This is a genomic window from Streptomyces sp. NPDC048506, from assembly GCF_040651315.1.
GTDB lineage: Bacteria > Actinomycetota > Actinomycetes > Streptomycetales > Streptomycetaceae > Streptomyces.
This window is the reverse complement of record NZ_JBEZIX010000008.1, coordinates 127476-143622: the sequence shown is the minus strand read 5'-3', so window position 1 is coordinate 143622 and position 16147 is coordinate 127476. Positions and strand designations below refer to the sequence as shown.

Genomic DNA, 16147 nt, shown 5'->3' with positions numbered 1-16147 from the left:
GTTCCCTCAGGCGCGGTTGCGCGCGGGAACGCCGTGGACGACCGGGACCGAGGGGCCCGGTGGGCCGCCGGGGCTGAGGGGCCACGGCTGCTGTGACAGGGGTGCGGGGCAGAGGACTGAGGCTGCCCCGCACCCCTGTTGCGCGCGGGCACGGTCGTCAACCCGGCACATTCGGAGGGACACGTTCCGGGCATTCCCAGCCCACGAGCGATCACGGATAGTAGTCATCGACTACAGAACGTTGTCGCGTGGTGCCGTCCGCGCCGCCGACGCGCCATCGCCACAGGGAGACCAGGGAGACCGCATGGCCGCCTACCCGACCAGGACCGGAACCGAATACGGTACGGAAGTGGGCCCAGGGGACGCCCGCTACCAGGCCCTCAGAAGGGGGTTCAACCAGCGCTTCATCGCCACACCTGACTACGTGTCAGTGGTGAGCCGCACCGACGAGGTGGTCGCGGCGCTCAACAAGTACCTGGCGGACCACCGTTGTGACGAGAGCCTCGATCGGCGCCTCACGGTCCGTTCGGGCGGCCACTGCTACGAGAACTTCGTCTGCAGCGACGACGTCGGCGTGATCCTCGACCTCGGCCAGATGGACCGGGCGTATCTGGACCAGGAGATGGGCGCCTACTGCGTCGAGGCCGGCGCGAACAACTGGCATGTCGCCACCCACCTCTACGCCCCGTTCGGCGTGGCCCTCCCCGGCGGATCGTGCTACTCGGTCGCCGCCGGAGGGCATGTCTCCGGCGGCGGGTACGGGCTGCTGTCCCGGCAGCACGGGCTGACGGTGGACTACCTCTACGCGGTCGAGGTGGTCGTCGTCCGCGACGGGCAGCACGCGGAGGTGGTGGTCGCCCGCCGCGACTCACCCGAGGAGGAGTTGCGGGACCTGTGGTGGGCGCACACCGGCGGGGGCGGCGGCAACTTCGGCGTGGTCACCCGCTACTGGTTCAAGGGCCTGCCCAAACCCCCGAGCGACGTCCTGCTGCACGCCATCGCCTGGCCGTGGGACGACCTCCGGGACGATCCGGAGGGCTTCAAGTCCCTGGTGCGCAACTACGGGCTGTTCTACGAGTACGAGAACACCCCTCGGCTCCCGGAGCCCCTGCGCGCCGACTACACCGACATGTTCACTCTGCTCAAGCTGACCCATCACAGCAACGGCAAGGTCGGTCTGATCACCCAGCTCGACGCCACCCGGCCGGACAGCGTCGCCCGGTTGAACGCCTTCCTGAACTGGATCACCCAGGACCTGGGCGTCGCCCCCACTCCGCTGGACCGCCGGATGGGCGAGCACGCACCGATGGGCGGACTGCACGTGCCCACCAGACTGCCCTGGCTCACGGCCACCCAGACGCTCAACGGCTCCGGCGACAACCAGTGCGGCAAGTACAAGTCGGCGTACATGACCCGTGGATTCACCGAAGCGCAGCTGGACGCCATCTTCGCGGCGCTGACGGACCCGGAGTACGAGAACCCGCAGGCGCTCCTCCAGGTCGACTCCTACGGCGGCGCGATGAACCTCCCCGAGAGCGCCGACACCGCCGTCTACCAGCGCAGCTCGGTACTGAAGTTGCAGTACCAGACGTACTGGAGCTGGAAGGTGGACTCCAACGACGACGGTGTCGCCGACTTCCACGACGCGGACGTCGACCCCTCGATCGCGGCACCGCATCTGCGCTGGATCCGCGAGTTCTATCGCGAGGTCTACAAGGACACCGGCGGCGTGCCGGTGCTGGCGCCGACCGATGACCCCGGCGACGGACAGCCGGTGCCGGTGACCGACGGCTGCTACATCAACTACCCCGACACCGACCTCGACGACCCCGACTGGAACACCTCCGGCCAGCCCTCGCACCGTCTCTACTACGGCGACAACTACCACCGTCTCCAGGAGGTGAAGGAGCGCTGGGACCCGCGCAACGTCTTCCGTCACGCCCAGTCCGTCCAGCCGTTCACCCACTGATCCACGGGCGCCGCGCCGGGTGTCCGGTCTGCGGGGGTGTCCGGTCGGCGGGGTGTCTGGTCGGTGGGGTGTCCGGTCTGCGGGGGCGCGGTCAGCCGACGTGCACCCGTGGGCGGCGGGAGCGGTCGGGTTCGGCCTCGCGGAGAACCTCACGAGTGACGGGGGCGACCTCGCCCTGGCCGAAGAGGAAGAAGCGCAGGAACTGCGCGAGGGGGTTGCCCTCGGTCCACTCGAAGTAGATGTGCGGCCGCTGCCCGGTGGTGTCACGGACGTGCAGCAGCAGCGCGGCCAGCGCATTGGAGACGGTGGAGCTCTCCAGGGCGAGCACCCGGTAACGGTTGTGCAGGACCTCGCCGCGGACGTGCAGTTCGCTCTCGAATTCCGAGGGGTCGCCGACGGTGACCTCGACGAAGACGAAGTCGTCCTCGGTCTTCAGGTCGTTGTCGGTGCAGATCTGGTGGAGTTTGTCGCGGTACTCGGCCAGGTCGCGCTGGTCGGGTTCGTTCGCGATGAAGCGGATCTTGCGGTGGGCGACGTCGCGGACGAACCGCTCCGCCATCGGGTCGAGGACGACGCTGGACACCCGGAGCTCAAAGGCGCGGGCGAGGCGGGAGAGGAAGGACACCAGGATGATCCCGGCGATGAAGCAGGCGCCGATCTTCACACCGTCCGGCCGCTCGATGACGTTCGCGACGGTCGTGTAGAGGAAGACCAGGGAGATGGCGGCGAAGCCGATGGTCCAGCCGCGCTGGCCGGCGCGGTGGGAGGCGATGGTCACGGCGATCGCGGCGGAGCTGATCAGCACCAGGACGCCGGTGGCGTAGGCGCCGCCCTGGGCGTCCACGTCGGCGTCGAAGATCCAGGTGACCAGGAACGCGACGAGGGTGAAGACCAGCACCATCGGGCGCACCGCCCTCGCCCAGTGCGGTGCCATGCCGTAGCGGGGCAGGTACTGCGGCATGAGGTTCAGCAGCCCGGCCATGGCCGAGGCGCCGGCGAACCACAGGATGGCGATGGTGGACAGGTCGTAGACGGTCCCGAAGGCGGAGCCCAGGTACTCGTGCGCCAGATACGCCAGCGCCCGCCCGTTCGCGGACCCGCCGGGCTTGAACGCGTCCTCGGGGATGAGGAGGGTGGTGATGAAGCTGGTGATGATGAGGAAGACGCTCATGATCACGGCGGCGGTGGTCAACAGCTTCCTCGCGCCCCTGATCCGCCCCACCGGGCGCTCCTCGGTGTCCCCCGCATCGCCCTCGATGTGCGGCATGACCGCCACGCCCGTCTCGAATCCGGACAGCCCCAGCGCCAGCTTCGGGAAGACCAGCAGGGCCACCCCGACCATCGCCAGGGCATCGCCGTGCTCCACGGTCAGCGCATGGGACCAGTCGGCGACGACATGGGGAGCGGCGAGCACATGCCACAGTCCGGCCACGACCACGACCACGTTCAGGGCCAGATAGAGGCCGACCAGGGCGACCGCCACGCCGATCGCCTCCAGGAACCCCTTGAGGAAGACCGCGCCCAGCAGCGCGACCAGGGTCAGCGTGATGGTCATCTGCTGGTCGTGCAGCACGCTGCTGACGTGCGGGTTCTCCACGAGGTGGGTGGCGGCGTCGGCGGCCGACAGGGTGATGGTGATCAGGAAGTCGGTGGCCGCGAAACCCAGCAGCGTCAGCACGAACAGCTTGCCCTTCCAGAAGGACAGCAGCCGCTCCAGCATCGCGATCGAACCCTGGCCGTGCGGGCTCTCCTTCGCCACCCGCCGGTAGACCGGGAGCGCGCCGGCGAGCGTCACGATGACCAGAACGATGGTGGCCACCGGCGACAACAGCCCGGCGGCCAGCGCCGCGATGCCCGGCTGATAGCCGAGGGTGGAGAAGTAGTCCACACCGGTCAGGCACATCACCCGCCACCAGCGCTGCCCCTCGTGCGCGCTCTGCGGACCGGCATGCGGACCGGGATGGCGCTTGGCCATGTCGGTCAGGCCCTCCAGCAGCCACGCCCGGAACCGATGCCGCGCCGTGGCCCCGGTGGGCGAGGGGGCAGGGGCAGGGGCAGAGGCGGCCATCGTGCGCTCCCGTCGTAACACTAGAGAATCCAGCCATCGACAGAATCCAGCCATCGACCCGACGGCCACGTCAGGGTACGGAACCCAGTCCCCGTGGCCGTGGCCATCGGCGGAATGCCGCGCTCGTGTCCCGGCAGGTGGGTGCAGTCGGCCGATCGGCCCCCGGGCCGCTCGCTGGCGTCCGCGGTGCGGTGTGTAGCAGAGTGAAGGGAGGACTCGACGGCGCGGCCGGCGCCCGCCAGAGAGGCGGCCTGTCATGTCCATATCGCCGGATCGCCTGGTATCCCCCACCGAGGACTCCAGGTCGGCACTTCCGCGGCACGAGGAGTACGAGGACCTGTTCGATCAGGCCCCGGTGATCTTCGCTGCGCTGAGCGGCCCACGGCACGTGCTGGAGGCGGCGAATCCGGCGTTCTTCGACGCCCTCGGCGGCGCGCGCGGGCGCACCGGCGCACCGATCGGCGAGCTGTTCCCGGAGCTGGGGCCGCAGGGTGTGCTGGACCGGCTGGACACCGTCTACCGCACCGGCACCCCGTACCGGAACCGCAGCGGGCGGCTGGTACTGGGCGCGCCGGGGGCGGAGCGGGAGGGGTACTTCGACTTCACCTACGAACCCCGGCGCGATGCGGACGGCCGGATCGACGGGGTGGTGGTCATCGCCGTGGAGACCACCCCCTACCACCACGCCCAGCTCCTGGCGGCCGAGCAACGTCTGCTGCTGGAGCAGATCGCCCGCGACGCCCCGCTCGACGAGATCCTGACCGGCATGGCCCGGGCGATCGAGGAGCTCTCCCCCGAGCTGATCGTCTCCGTGCTGCTCGCCGACCCCGACGGCCGGCACCTGCGGCACGGCACCGGCCCCAGCCTGCCCGACTTCTACAACGAGACCATCGACGGGATCGCCGTCGGTCCGGACGTGGGCTCCTGCGGCACCGCCGCCTATCTGCGCGCCCCCGTGATCGTCAGCGACATCGCCACCGACCCCCGCTGGGACGGCTTCCAGGACCTGGCCCGGCAGGCCGGCGTGGCCGCCTGCTGGTCCACCCCGATCCTGGACTCGGAGGGCAGGCTGCTGGGCACCTTCGCGATGTACCACCGCACGCCCAAGGCGCCCGAGGACAAGGACGTGGCGCTGAGCGCCGCGTTCGCCCGGGTCACCGCGCTGGCCATCGAACGCCACCGCGCCGTGGCGGCCGAGCACGCCGCGCAGGAGCGGGAGAAGGCCGCCCGGGAGGACCTGGCCTTCGTCCTGGACGCCAGCACCGCCATCACCCGCGAGCCGCACTACTTCGAGTGCCTCCAGTGCATGGCGCGGCTGACCGTGCCCACCCTGGCGCCGCTGTGCACCGTGCACGTCCTGGAGGACGGCCGTACCCGACGGATCGCCGTCGCCGCCGCCAGCGACGCCGCGGAGTCCCTCCTCGCCTCCCACGCCGTACGCGACGAGATCGACACCGCGGTCGCCCGCGTACTGGCCTGTGGCACCACCGAGACCGGCCGGCCCCGCCGCAGCGCCGAAACCGGCCCCGACCAGGCCCGCGACCACCCCGACGCCGCCGTCGGACGCCCCGCCGTCATCGACTACGCCTGCGTACCGCTGTCCACCCGCGGCCGCACCTTCGGCGTACTGACGCTCCTGGCCCCCGACCGGCCCCTCGACGGCCACGTCATCGCCCTCGCCGAAGAGCTGGCCCGCCGGGCCGCCTCCAGCGCCGACAACGCCCACCAGTTCACCGATCGCGTGCGGCTCTCCCGCGACCTCCAGGCCGGCCTGCTGCCGCCCGAACTCCCCTCGATCCCCGGCGCCGATCTGGCCGCGTCGTACCACCCGGCCGGTGAGGGGCTCGACGTGGGCGGCGACTTCTACGACGTCTTCCCACTGCCCGGCGACCGCTGGGGGCTGATGATCGGCGACGTCTGCGGGCGCGGCGCACCGGCCGCCACCACCACCGGTATGGTCCGCCACACCGCGCGGGCCGCTGCCCGGCTGCTCGACGACCCGGCGGCCGTGGTCGCCGCCATCAACGACGCGCTCACCGAGAGCACCACGGAGGACAACTTCGTCTCGCTCGTCTACGGCGAACTGCGGCGTACCGCCGCCCACCTCACCCTGGACCTGATGCGCGCCGGGCACGTCCCGCCGCTCGTGCGCCGCGCCGACGGCACGGTCGAGGAGCTCGCCGAGCCGGGGCTGCTCCTGGGCATCGGCCCTGACATCGAGGGCGCTCCCTGCCACATCGAACTCTCCCCGGGCGACAGTCTGGTGCTCGTCACCGACGGCATCACCGAAGCCCGCTCCCCCGACGGCGAACTCTTCGACGACCAGCGCCTGGTCGCCGCCCTCGCCGCCGTACCGACCGCCTCCCCCACGGCCAGGGCCCTGGTCCACTCCGTGACGGCCGCGGTCACCGCATTCGCCGGCGACTCCACGCCCGACGACCAGGCGGCGCTGGTCCTGACCGCCACCTGACACCAGGTGTGCCGTCTTCCCCGTCCCGCGTCTTCCGCCCCACGGGCCTGGTGTGCACGGGCCGCGGCCGGCTCCACCCGGGAGCGGTTCCGGCTCACCTCTGTTGGGTGCCCGGCATCAATTCGATGCGGATGCCGTCATCGTCCTGGATCACATAGGTAGTTCCGGTCCCGGGGTTCCAGCCGAGCGGCAGCAGGTAGTAGCTGCCGTTGCGGTCGATGAGCCGGCGGAGGCCGGTGTAGCGGTAGCGGAAGTGCACTTTGGCACCGAGGTCCGTCACCCTCAGCCCGGGCCCGGCCAGGCTGAGACGGTCGGCGCTCAGGACCACCACCGCGGTACGGCGGGTGAGGTGGTCACCGGCCTGCCGAGCCTCCTGCTCGCCGAGTTCGCTGGTGGCGAGGCTGAGCGACCACATCACCAGCAGACCGGCCGCGAAGACGGGCACGGCCTTGCCCCACAGGGTGGCCGGCGGGGCCGCACCCTCGCGGGCCCAGGGGGTCTGCCCGAGGAACACGCCGACCCCCAGCAGCAGGGGGGCGATCCATTGCTGAGGAGCGAGGTACGACCACAGGAGGAGGAGCACCAGGCCTGTTCCGACGACGTAGCGGTGCGCCCGGGCCACCGCGCGCAGCGGCCGCTCCACCGCGCGGGCGAGGCGTCCCCGGTCGGCGTCCTCGTCCGCGTCCTGCCTGCTCGCCAGGTGACGTGCGGCCAGAACGGCGAGCGTGCCGACGATCGCCACCGGGGCGCTCACCAAGTTCAGGCTCTGGAGGGCCACTTCGGCGAATCCGAAGCCCAGGCTGAAGGAGTCCAGGCGGAAGTAGTGGTAGTAGGCCGTCAGGTAGAGCGCGCCGAGGAAGTACATGAGGGCGACGAGGAAGGAGGCCTGGGTGACGACGATGCCGAGCAGACCGGCGGCCGTGCGCTCCCCCGCGACGGGCGATGTGCGCGGCACGCCCGGCGGGGACGGCGATCGCACGCCCGGCGGGGACGGCGATCGCACGCCCGGCGGGGACGGCGGCCGCACCCGCGGCGGCCGCGCCTGCCGTGCGGGAGGGGAGGAACGGCGGGTGGGACGCCGTCGGTCCGGTCCGTCGGTCACGGGCATCACCTGCTCCACTTCGCCGGGGCCCGGCTCACGATGCCGAAGGGGATATGCAGCTCTCGGTCGGCGAAGCGGACGGGTCGGTGTCGGACGAGGAAGAGGGCGGCGCGGAAGGCGAGGGCGCAGCGTCCCCGGGTGCCTCGGACGAGGCGGACGGTGAGGCGGTCGGGTCCGACGACGGTTCCGGGGAGGAGGACGGGGACTCGTCCACGGAGGAGCAGGGCGGGAGTTCCCCGCCTCCGTCCCCTCCGATGTCTCCGGCCCCTCCGACGTCGCCGCTGCCGCCGTCGCCCCCGCCACTCGGATCCACCCCGCCGCCGGCCGCCGGCGGGCGGTCGTTGTCCACGGGTGGCGGCGCGACCGGCGGCACCGGGTCACCGCCGTAGCCGGGCGCGCCGCCGGCCGCGCCGCCCGACTCCGCGCCGCCCGCCGCCATGTGGTCGCTCTGCCGGCCGATGCCGGACGAGGACTCCGCCGCATCGGGCGCGGCACTGTGGCCGGCCCCGACCGTGGGCCGGCCGTTCCCGAAGTGCCGGCCGGACGCTCCGGGCGCCTCCGACGCGCTGTGTGCGCACCCCGCTGCCGCGATCAGCGCCGCCACGACCGCGGCGGCACGGAGCGACTGACGCTGCCTCTTCCGATGTGCCATGGTGGTTCCCCCGTTGCGTTGCCGTCCCAAGGGCCCACGACCCCGGGTGAGTTGGCGCGCACTAGGAGCAACGCACGGCGTCCGGATTCGGTTCCACCCCGCCGGCCCCGTCGTCACCCCGCGCCGTCACCCCGTCCCTCTCGCGACGCCGTCCCGGCCGTTGCCGAGGAGGCCGCCGAGAACGTCGCCGAGGACGTCGCCGGGGCGTCGGACGACCGGTCCGGCCGACCGGGCACGAACCGTTTTGGCGCCGGCGGGATTTCTCCATACGATCCAGCGATGATCACAAGAAAACGGCTGGCGGCCGGGGTGTGCGGGGTGCTCGCCGCGCTGGCTGTCGCCCTTCTTCCCACGCCCGCCGGCGCCGACGAGCCGGATGCGAAACCCTCCCCCAAGGTCGAGTTGACGCTCGACGTCAGCGGCTCGATGCGGGCCCGCGACATCGACGGCCAGAGCCGGATGGCCGCCGCCAAGCAGGCGTTCAACGAGGTGCTGGACGCCGTGCCGCACGACGTCCAGCTCGGCATACGGACGCTCGGTGCCAACTACCGGGGCGAGGACCGGAAGGTGGGCTGCAAGGACACCCGCCAGCTCTACCCGGTCGGACCGCTGGACCGGACCGAGGCGAAGACCGCGGTGGCGACGCTGACGCCCACCGGCTGGACGCCCATCGGCCCCGCCCTGCTCGGAGCCGCCCAGGACCTCAAGGGCGGTGACGGAACCCGCCGGATCGTGTTGATCACGGACGGCGAGGACACCTGCGCCCCGCTCGACCCCTGCCAGGTGGCCCGGGACATCGCGGCCCAGGGCATCCACCTCACCGTCGACACCCTGGGGCTGCTGCCCGACGCCAAGACCCGTAAGCAGCTGAGCTGCATCGCGGAGGCCACCGGCGGGACGTACACCTCCGTGCAGCACACCAAGGAACTGCGCGACCGGGTGCACCAGTTGGTGGACCGGGCCGCCGATCCCGTCGTCACCCCGGTGCCCGCCAGGGGAACCCAGGCGTGCGCCGACGCCCCGAAGCTCAAGCCCGGCCTCTACAGCGACCGCGAGAAGTTCGCCGAGCACCGCTGGTACCGGGTGGACGTCCGGCCGGGGCAGGAGCTGCGCGCGTCGGTGAGCATCGCCGCCGACCGCGCCGTCAACAACGACTACGGGGTCCTGCTACAGGCCTCGACCGTGCACGGGCGGGAGATCGTCCGCGGCTCGGAGGCGGGCTACGGACGTACCGACGTGATCTCGTCCGGGCTGCGGTACCCCAAGGCGGAGACCGACGCCCCCGACGGCATGGACCAGGCACCGGCGGAGACGGTCTGCCTACAGGTCAGCAACTCCTTCTCGGCGCCCGCCTCGGTCAAGACCGACCCGGGCCTGCCGGTCGAGCTGGCCGTCGACCTCGTCGACGGTCCCCGCGACGCCTCGGACGCGGCCTCCTTCGGCCTCGGTCACGGCTGGTGGCTGCTGGTCTCGCTGGCCCTCGCGGGGCTGGTGGCCGGCCTGGTGTGGGGCTGGATCTCCCGTTGGCGCGTCACCGTCTGGAGGACCAACTGATGCGTACCGCACGCACATTGACCACCGTCGTGCTGGCCGCCGCCGGCCTGCTCGGTCCGGTGGGTCCCGCCCTGGCCGACAGCCCCGCACCGAGCCCGAGCGCGAGTGACGGCGACACTGCCGGGCCCACCGAGGCCGGCACCTCCTTCCGCACGGCGACCGCCGTCAAGCCGGACCAGCCCGCCACGGCCGACGCCTCCACCGGCGACTACCTCTACTGGGTGCTGCCGGTCGACGCCGGGCAGCGCGCCACGGTCAAGGCCAAGGTGACGCTCCCGCCGGCCGCCGGCCGGCACGGTGCGGCCACCTGGCGGCTCGACGTCTACGACGGGCTGCGCCGCCGGCAGGCGTGCACGTACGGCGCCCCGTCCAGGACCGCGGCGCAGGACGCCGGCTCGGTCGAGCTGTCCTGCACGCTGCGCACGGTCCGCGGTTGGGCGGAGCCGTGGTCGAACGACCCGCTGCCGGGCAGCTATTACGTGCGGCTGACGGTCGTCGATCTGCCGCAGGAGGACCTGGGGCAGCCGGTCCACGCCGAGGTCGTGGCGGGCACCGCCGACCAGGGCGGGGCCCATGCGGTCGACGGTGCGCTGGCTGCTCCCCTGGTGCCCGGCGCCGGGGCCGCCACGCCGCAGGAGGAGAGCAGCGGCAGCCCGTCGCCGCGGCCCGCGGCGGCCTCGGCCGAGCCGGACGGCGGTTGGTCGTCGGGCTGGTGGTCCGACCGCTGGATCTGGACCGCGGCGGGCGGTGCCCTGGCCGCGCTCGCGGGCATCGCCGGCTACCGGGTCACCCGTGGGTCCGGCCGTCCGTCACGGGTGCCACCGGGCGCCTGATTCCCGGGGGCGGTCACGGCAGCATCCGTGGCCGCCCCCCCATTTCGCCGGGCCCTGTTCATCGGCCGCCCCGTTCACCGGCCGTCCCGTTCGCCGACGGGACGGGGCACGGCTGGGGCACCCCCCTCGAACCGAGGAGCCGACGGTCACCGGCCGGCGGTCGCCGCAGCGGGCCGGTCAGCAGTCGCAGCAGCTGCAACACTCACAGCACTCGCAACAGCTGCAACCGTTACAGCAGTCGCCGCAGTCGCAGTCCTGGCAGCAGCCCTCACGCTTCTTGCGCGACCAGGGGCCCTCGTACTCCTCCGCACAGCACAGCTTGCAGGTGCAGCACAGGCCGATGGCGACCGCGCAGCCGGCGAAGAAGCCGCGGGGCTGCTTGGGCTGGTGCGGGAAGTGCGGGAGACCGCCGCCCCCACCACCGGGGCCGCCGCCGTAGCCGTCGCCGCCCCGTCCACCGGGCGGCACCGCGCCGCCGCCGTAGGGGTGCTGAGGTCCGTTCAGCTGCTGCTGGCCCTGGGCGTACGGACCGGCGGCCGCGGCCTGGCCGTACGGCGGCTGGCCGTGGCCTTGCTGGTACGGGTTCCCCTGCTGGTACGGATTGCCCTGCTGGTACGGGTTGCCGCCCTGGCCGTCGTACGGGCCCGCTGCCACCGGGCCCTGCGCGCCGTGTCCCAGATGGGCGCAGGCGGAGGTGCCGAAGGCCCGGTCCACCGAGCGGCGCAGCTCGTGCACCAGCAGCACGTGCACCAGGGAGGAGTCGGTGAACTCCACGTCGCGGAGCGCGAGTCGGATGCCGTGCAGCGCGTCGTCGCACAGCCGGCGGGCCTGCGTGGTGCTGGCGCCGGTGGCGGTGAGCGGGTTCCAGGCGCCCTCGGCGGCGTCCGCGGCGCGGTCCTCCACGGCGTCGAGCAGGTGGGCCAGCCGGCCGAAGAGCCGGCCTGCCTCGGCCAGCGGCTCGGCGTTGCCCGGGCGGCCCGCCAGCACCGCGGTGTGCGCGAAGGCGGCGGCGGTCGCGGTCTCGGTCGGTTCGGTGATGACGGTCAGGGGCGTGCCCGGACCGGCCAACTGCTCGATGCCCAGCTGACGGTCGACGGCGTCGACCAGGACCGCGGTGTCGAAGCCGAGGCTGGCGCCGGTGCGCGCCCCGGCGCGGTCCCACCCCGCGGCGACCTTGCGCGCCGCGGCGGCCACCGGCCGGCGGCGCAACAGGCCGTTCCGGTCGGCGACGTGGTCACGTATCTTCGCCGAGGCCAGCACGAGGGACACCGAGGCGGCGAGCCGCGCGCCCTCCCCCTTGGCCACCGAAGCGGTCCGCATGCCCCGGAGCGGGCAGGGGCCGGCGGTACGGCGGTGGTCCGCGACGTGCCCCGACTGGGCGTCCGTCAGTACGGAGATGATCAATCCGTCGTAGTTGGTGACGACCCGGGCGAACTGGCCGTGGTCGGCGCGCAGCGCGAGACAGAGGCCGCACAGATGGGCCATCCACTCGGCCTTGAGCCCTTGGGACAGGCGATGGGTACAAGGCCTGACGATTCCGAACATGTGAAACCCCCGTGAGACGTCGGAACGGCCGGCCCGGGCGAGATGGCCCGGCAGGCGCTGAAGATCGTACCGACTGTGGGCCTGACCTCGACACACGCCCCCGAGAGGGCTCGGGAGGTAGTGGCTGACGTACCGTCAGACGTCAAACGTGGTCGGTCTGCCCCGGCCCCGGGTGCCGGCGCATCCGTGCGGCGAGCACGGCCACGTCGTCCTCGGCGTGCATCCCGTCGAGGTGCAACAGCGCCTCGTCGAGCGCCTCCTCGACGCCGGCCCCGGCGGGCAGCCGCAGCCGGGCCAGCCGAGCCAGGGAGGCGTCGATGTCCTCACCGCGGCGCTCGACGAGCCCGTCGGTGAACATCAACAGGGTGTCGTCGGGCGTGAGGGTGCGGGTGACCATGTCGTAGCCGCCGATCCCGGTCCCCAGGGGCGGGCCGACGGGCACCCGCAGCAGGTCGGCGGTGCCGTCCGGGCCGAAGACCACCGGAGGGAGGTGGCCGGCGCTGGCGAACCCGGCGATGCCGCGGGCCGGATCGATCCGGGCCAGCAGACAGGTGGCCGGCCGGCGGGACTCGTCCTCGGCCACCGCGGTGTCCAGTTGGCGCAGCACGCGATGCGGCGGCAGGTCGGTCGAGGCGACATAGCGGAGGGTGGAGCGGTAGGCGTTCATGTCGACCGCGGCGTCGAGTCCGTGTCCCATGACGTCGCCCATGACGAGGAGGGTGCGCCCGTAGTGGAGCCGTACGGTTTCGAACCAGTCGCCGCCGACCAGGGCGCTGGTGCCGGACGGCAGGTAGCGGGTGGCGAGTTCCAGGTTGGGGTGCGGCCGGCCCGGTTCGGCGAGCAGCGCCCGTTGCAGGTCCATCGCGGTGCGCTGCACCGAGGCGTACCGGCGGGCGTGGGCGAGGTGGGCGGCGGCCAGCCGTGCCACGTGGTGGACCGTGGTGACCTCCTCGTCGGCGAAGCTGCCGCCCGCGCGGAGGGCGAGCAGCGCGCCGTAGCGGCGGCCGTGCGCGACCAGCGGCACCGAGAGGGCCTGGGCGGACATCCCGCCGGACAGGACCGCGCCGACGGCGATCGGGCGCCCCTCGGCCAGCGCCCGCAGCAAGGGCGGTCCGCCGTCGGGCGGCCCGGTCCCGTCGTCGGTGAAGCGCGCCTGAAGCACCTTCACCAGGCCCGCGGACGCCACCCGCCGCAGCGCCGGCCGGACCGGGTCCCGTGCCGCGGTGACGTCCTCGGACAGCAGGTCGACCGCGGCGGCGTCGCACAGGTGCCGACACAGGAACCGGGACAGCTCGGCGCAGGTCGTCTGCTCGTCCAGGGTGGTGCCGATCCGCTCGGCCGCTTCCTCCACCACCCGCAGACGGGCCAGTACGCGTGCGAGGTCGGCGTCCCGACCGGCGTCCGAGCCGTCCCGGTTCGACAAGGCCACCTCCAGGGCGCCGCGTTCCGCGTCGAGCGGATCCGCCGTCTCATTGCGCCCATACCACCGGCAGGGCCGCACTCCGGCGGCCCGGCACGGCGACCCCGGTGGTCGTCAGCTCAGTACGCCCATGCCCAGCAGGGTGAAGAGCAGCGCGCCGACGAGGATCCGGTAGAGCACGAAGGAGTTGAAGGAGTGCTTGGCCACGAACTTCAGCAGCCAGGCGATCGAGGCGTAGGCGACGACGAAGGAGACGACCGTGCCGACGGCGAGCGGGGCGATCGCGGCGCCACTGCCGATCGCGTCCTTCAGCTCGTAGATGCCCGCTCCGGTGAGGGCCGGGATGCCGAGGAAGAAGGAGAGGCGGGTGGCGGCGACCCGCTCCAGGTCGAGGATCAGGGCGGTGGACATGGTGGCGCCGGAGCGGGAGAAGCCGGGGAAGAGCAGGGCGAGGATCTGCGAGCAGCCGACCCACATGGCGTCCTTGAGCGAGGTGTCGTCCTCCCCGCGCTTGTGGCGGCCCATCTGGTCCGCCGCCCACATCACACCGCTGCCCACGATCAGCGAACCGGCGACCACCCACAGGGACGCGAGCGGCCCCTCGATCAACGGCTTGGCGGCCAGGCCGACGACGACGATCGGAATGGTGGCGTAGATCACCCACCAGGCGAACTTGTAGTCGTGGTGGTAGCGCTCCTCGCGGTTGCGCAGACCGCGGAACCACGCACCGACGATGCGCACGATGTCCTTGCCGAAGTAGACGAGCGCCGCGGCGATCGCGCCCACCTGGATGACGGCGGAGAACCCGACGACGGACGCGTCGTCGACGGGGATGCCCATGAGGCCCTCGGTGATCTTGAGGTGACCGGTGGAGGAGACCGGGAGGAATTCCGTCACCCCCTCGACGGCTCCGAGGACGACGGCTTGTCCGATGCTGATCGCGCTCATGGGATCCATTTCTGGCGACGGGTGGGCGGTGGGCGCAGGCACGCCTCGGCGCATCACGCGGTGAGGCGACTGCGACTGTACTGGGGGTTTGGGTGCTCGGACGACGCGAAGGCCGCGCAGCGCCCCCGGCGACGGCTCGGCGCGCGCACCGCCCGCCCGGACACCCACTGCGCTCCCACGGTCTACAACACTGTAGACGAACGAGGGGAGGAAGGGCTCCCCGGCCGCGGCTTCGACGCCCTGGGTCAGCTGCGCACTTCCCGACCGCACCGCGCGGCGCCGGCTCCCTCGCCGCCGCGGCGCCGCGGCGCGCGGGCGGCCAGTGCGCCGTCCGCGAGCCCGGCGAGCAGCTTCTGTAGCACGCTGTACGCCAGGATCGGCAGCAGGACGTGCGGGTGGTCGGCGAATCGGGTGCTGGCGAGCACCGCACTGGCGCTGCTGTTGTTCATCCCCGAGGTGAAGGTGAGCGCGACGGTGTCCGCGGGGGCGGCCCTCAGGGCGCGCGCCAGGCACCAGCCGAGTACGAAGGACGCCGCGCACATCGCGGCGGCCGCCAGCGCGGCCAGGGCGAGCAGTGCGGGCCGGGGGCGGGCGATCAGATCGGTGAAGGCACCGGAGGCGTTGAGGTAGGTCAGGACGAGGGCGGCCGCCACGGCGAGCAGCTTCAGCCAGGGCATGGCCCGGCCGACGAGGCGTTCGGGCAGTGCGCAGCGGAGGGCCAGCCCGGCGAGGCAGGGCGCCACCACCCCGACCGCGGCGACCGCTCCGCCCGCGGGGTGCGCCATCCGCGCGAGCGCCAGTGAGTAGCTGCCGCTGGTCACCGCGGCGGCGCCGGCCAGGGTGAGCGGGATGGTGAGCGGGCTGAGCAGGGTGGAGGCCATCACCAGCCCGACGACCAGGGTCTGGTTGCCGCCGGCTCGGCTGCCCCAGACGGTGGCCCCGCCGGCGACCGGCATCGCCGCGATCAGCGCGAGACCGGTGAGCATCCCGCTTCCGCCGTCGGCGTCCGGAAGGAGCACGAACGCCGCGGCCAGCAGGAGCAGGATCAGCAGCGGCAGGACGGTGTTGGCCGCGGTTCCGGCGATCAGCAGCCCGGGACGGCGCAGCAGCACCGTCAGGTCCCGGGCGCGCACCTGGAGCGCCGCGGTGAACAGCACATGGCCGAGCAGCAGCGCCTGGAGCGTCAGCCCGGTGGGATGCCCGGGCAGCGGCGGGGCGCCGAGGGACAGGCCGCGCGCCCACCTCCCGGCCTGCGGCAGCAGCGCCGCGGCGACGTAGGCGACCGGCATGGCCCAGGTCAGATGGCGCTGCGCGCGGGCCAGCAATCGAGGTCCCCGGCGCCGGCCGGATAAGGCCTGGCTGGCGGCGGTCCGCACCGGCTCGCCCCTCCTCATGGTGGTCCTCCGATCCCTCCGCGCGGACGCGGACGCCCCGACCACGGCGTGCGGTGCGGGTACGGCACGGAAACGACCGGCGGGTGACCGCGGCGGAACCAACCGTCTACATCACTGTAGACGAATCGTGACGGGTCGATCACCCCGGCGCCCCGGGACGGAGCTCACCGGGCGAACGGGCGCCGTCGCCCG

General features: G+C 72.8%; 11 protein-coding genes. 4 read left to right on the top strand and 7 right to left on the bottom strand.

Annotation, left to right across the window (positions count from 1 at the left end; all coding sequences use genetic code 11):
* The first annotated feature begins 304 nt into the window (after positions 1–304).
* The gene (locus tag AB0C96_RS08630; protein WP_362915067.1) at positions 305–1969 is read left to right on the top strand and encodes a BBE domain-containing protein; all 1665 of its coding nucleotides are present in this window, start codon (positions 305–307) and stop codon (positions 1967–1969) included.
* Positions 1970–2060: 91 nt separating this feature from the next.
* Here AB0C96_RS08630 and AB0C96_RS08625 read toward each other — a convergent pair whose 3' ends face one another.
* On the bottom strand, positions 2061–4037 hold the full coding sequence (locus tag AB0C96_RS08625; RefSeq protein WP_362915066.1) for an amino acid transporter: 1977 nt from the start codon (positions 4035–4037) through the stop codon (positions 2061–2063).
* Positions 4038–4293: 256 nt separating this feature from the next.
* Between AB0C96_RS08625 and AB0C96_RS08620 the strand changes: the two genes are divergently transcribed.
* Entirely contained in the window at positions 4294–6507 is a 2214-nt protein-coding gene (locus tag AB0C96_RS08620) for a SpoIIE family protein phosphatase (protein WP_362915064.1), read from the top strand.
* 94 nt (positions 6508–6601) lie between these two features.
* On the opposite strand, the gene AB0C96_RS08615 is transcribed toward AB0C96_RS08620, so the two are convergent.
* On the bottom strand, positions 6602–7462 hold the full coding sequence (locus AB0C96_RS08615; protein ID WP_362915063.1) for a hypothetical protein: 861 nt from the start codon (positions 7460–7462) through the stop codon (positions 6602–6604).
* 181 nt (positions 7463–7643) lie between these two features.
* Positions 7644–8261, bottom strand: coding sequence for a hypothetical protein (locus tag AB0C96_RS08610; protein WP_362915061.1), 618 nt, complete (start codon positions 8259–8261; stop codon positions 7644–7646).
* 279 nt (positions 8262–8540) lie between these two features.
* Between AB0C96_RS08610 and AB0C96_RS08605 the strand changes: the two genes are divergently transcribed.
* Together AB0C96_RS08605 and AB0C96_RS08600 are read left to right on the top strand one after the other, a co-directional pair.
* Positions 8541–9815, top strand: coding sequence for a VWA domain-containing protein (locus AB0C96_RS08605; RefSeq protein WP_362915059.1), 1275 nt, complete (start codon positions 8541–8543; stop codon positions 9813–9815).
* Positions 9815–10648, top strand: a complete 834-nt coding sequence (locus AB0C96_RS08600) for a hypothetical protein (protein ID WP_362915057.1) — start codon at positions 9815–9817, stop codon at positions 10646–10648. The genes AB0C96_RS08605 and AB0C96_RS08600 overlap by 1 nt, the downstream gene beginning before the upstream one ends.
* A gap of 177 nt (positions 10649–10825) precedes the next feature.
* Here the strand turns inward: AB0C96_RS08600 and AB0C96_RS08595 are convergent, their stop codons facing one another.
* The 4 genes from AB0C96_RS08595 to AB0C96_RS08580 all read right to left on the bottom strand — a co-directional run bounded on the left by AB0C96_RS08595 (position 10826) and on the right by AB0C96_RS08580 (position 15937).
* Positions 10826–12193, bottom strand: a complete 1368-nt coding sequence (locus AB0C96_RS08595) for a DUF5685 family protein (RefSeq protein WP_362915055.1) — start codon at positions 12191–12193, stop codon at positions 10826–10828.
* Between the two features lie 142 nt (positions 12194–12335).
* Positions 12336–13616, bottom strand: coding sequence for a PP2C family protein-serine/threonine phosphatase (locus tag AB0C96_RS08590; RefSeq protein ID WP_362915053.1), 1281 nt, complete (start codon positions 13614–13616; stop codon positions 12336–12338).
* Positions 13617–13727: 111 nt separating this feature from the next.
* Entirely contained in the window at positions 13728–14561 is an 834-nt protein-coding gene (locus AB0C96_RS08585) for an undecaprenyl-diphosphate phosphatase (protein ID WP_362915051.1), read from the bottom strand.
* A 245-nt stretch (positions 14562–14806) separates the two neighbouring features.
* Complete coding sequence (locus AB0C96_RS08580; RefSeq protein ID WP_362915049.1) at positions 14807–15937, bottom strand: bile acid:sodium symporter; 1131 nt, start codon at positions 15935–15937, stop codon at positions 14807–14809.
* Positions 15938–16147: the final 210 nt, after the last annotated feature.

What these genes read in the sequence shown, in the direction of transcription:
- AB0C96_RS08600 (WP_362915057.1), top strand. Translation starts at nt 9,815, where the DNA reads ATGCGTACCGCACGCACATTGACCACCGTCGTGCTGGCCGCCGCCGGC.
- AB0C96_RS08625 (WP_362915066.1), bottom strand. Translation starts at nt 4,037, where the DNA reads ATGGCCGCCTCTGCCCCTGCCCCTGCCCCCTCGCCCACCGGGGCCACG.
- AB0C96_RS08620 (WP_362915064.1), top strand. Translation starts at nt 4,294, where the DNA reads ATGTCCATATCGCCGGATCGCCTGGTATCCCCCACCGAGGACTCCAGG.
- AB0C96_RS08585 (WP_362915051.1), bottom strand. Translation starts at nt 14,561, where the DNA reads ATGAGCGCGATCAGCATCGGACAAGCCGTCGTCCTCGGAGCCGTCGAG.
- AB0C96_RS08605 (WP_362915059.1), top strand. Translation starts at nt 8,541, where the DNA reads ATGATCACAAGAAAACGGCTGGCGGCCGGGGTGTGCGGGGTGCTCGCC.
- AB0C96_RS08630 (WP_362915067.1), top strand. Translation starts at nt 305, where the DNA reads ATGGCCGCCTACCCGACCAGGACCGGAACCGAATACGGTACGGAAGTG.
- AB0C96_RS08610 (WP_362915061.1), bottom strand. Translation starts at nt 8,261, where the DNA reads ATGGCACATCGGAAGAGGCAGCGTCAGTCGCTCCGTGCCGCCGCGGTC.
- AB0C96_RS08595 (WP_362915055.1), bottom strand. Translation starts at nt 12,193, where the DNA reads ATGTTCGGAATCGTCAGGCCTTGTACCCATCGCCTGTCCCAAGGGCTC.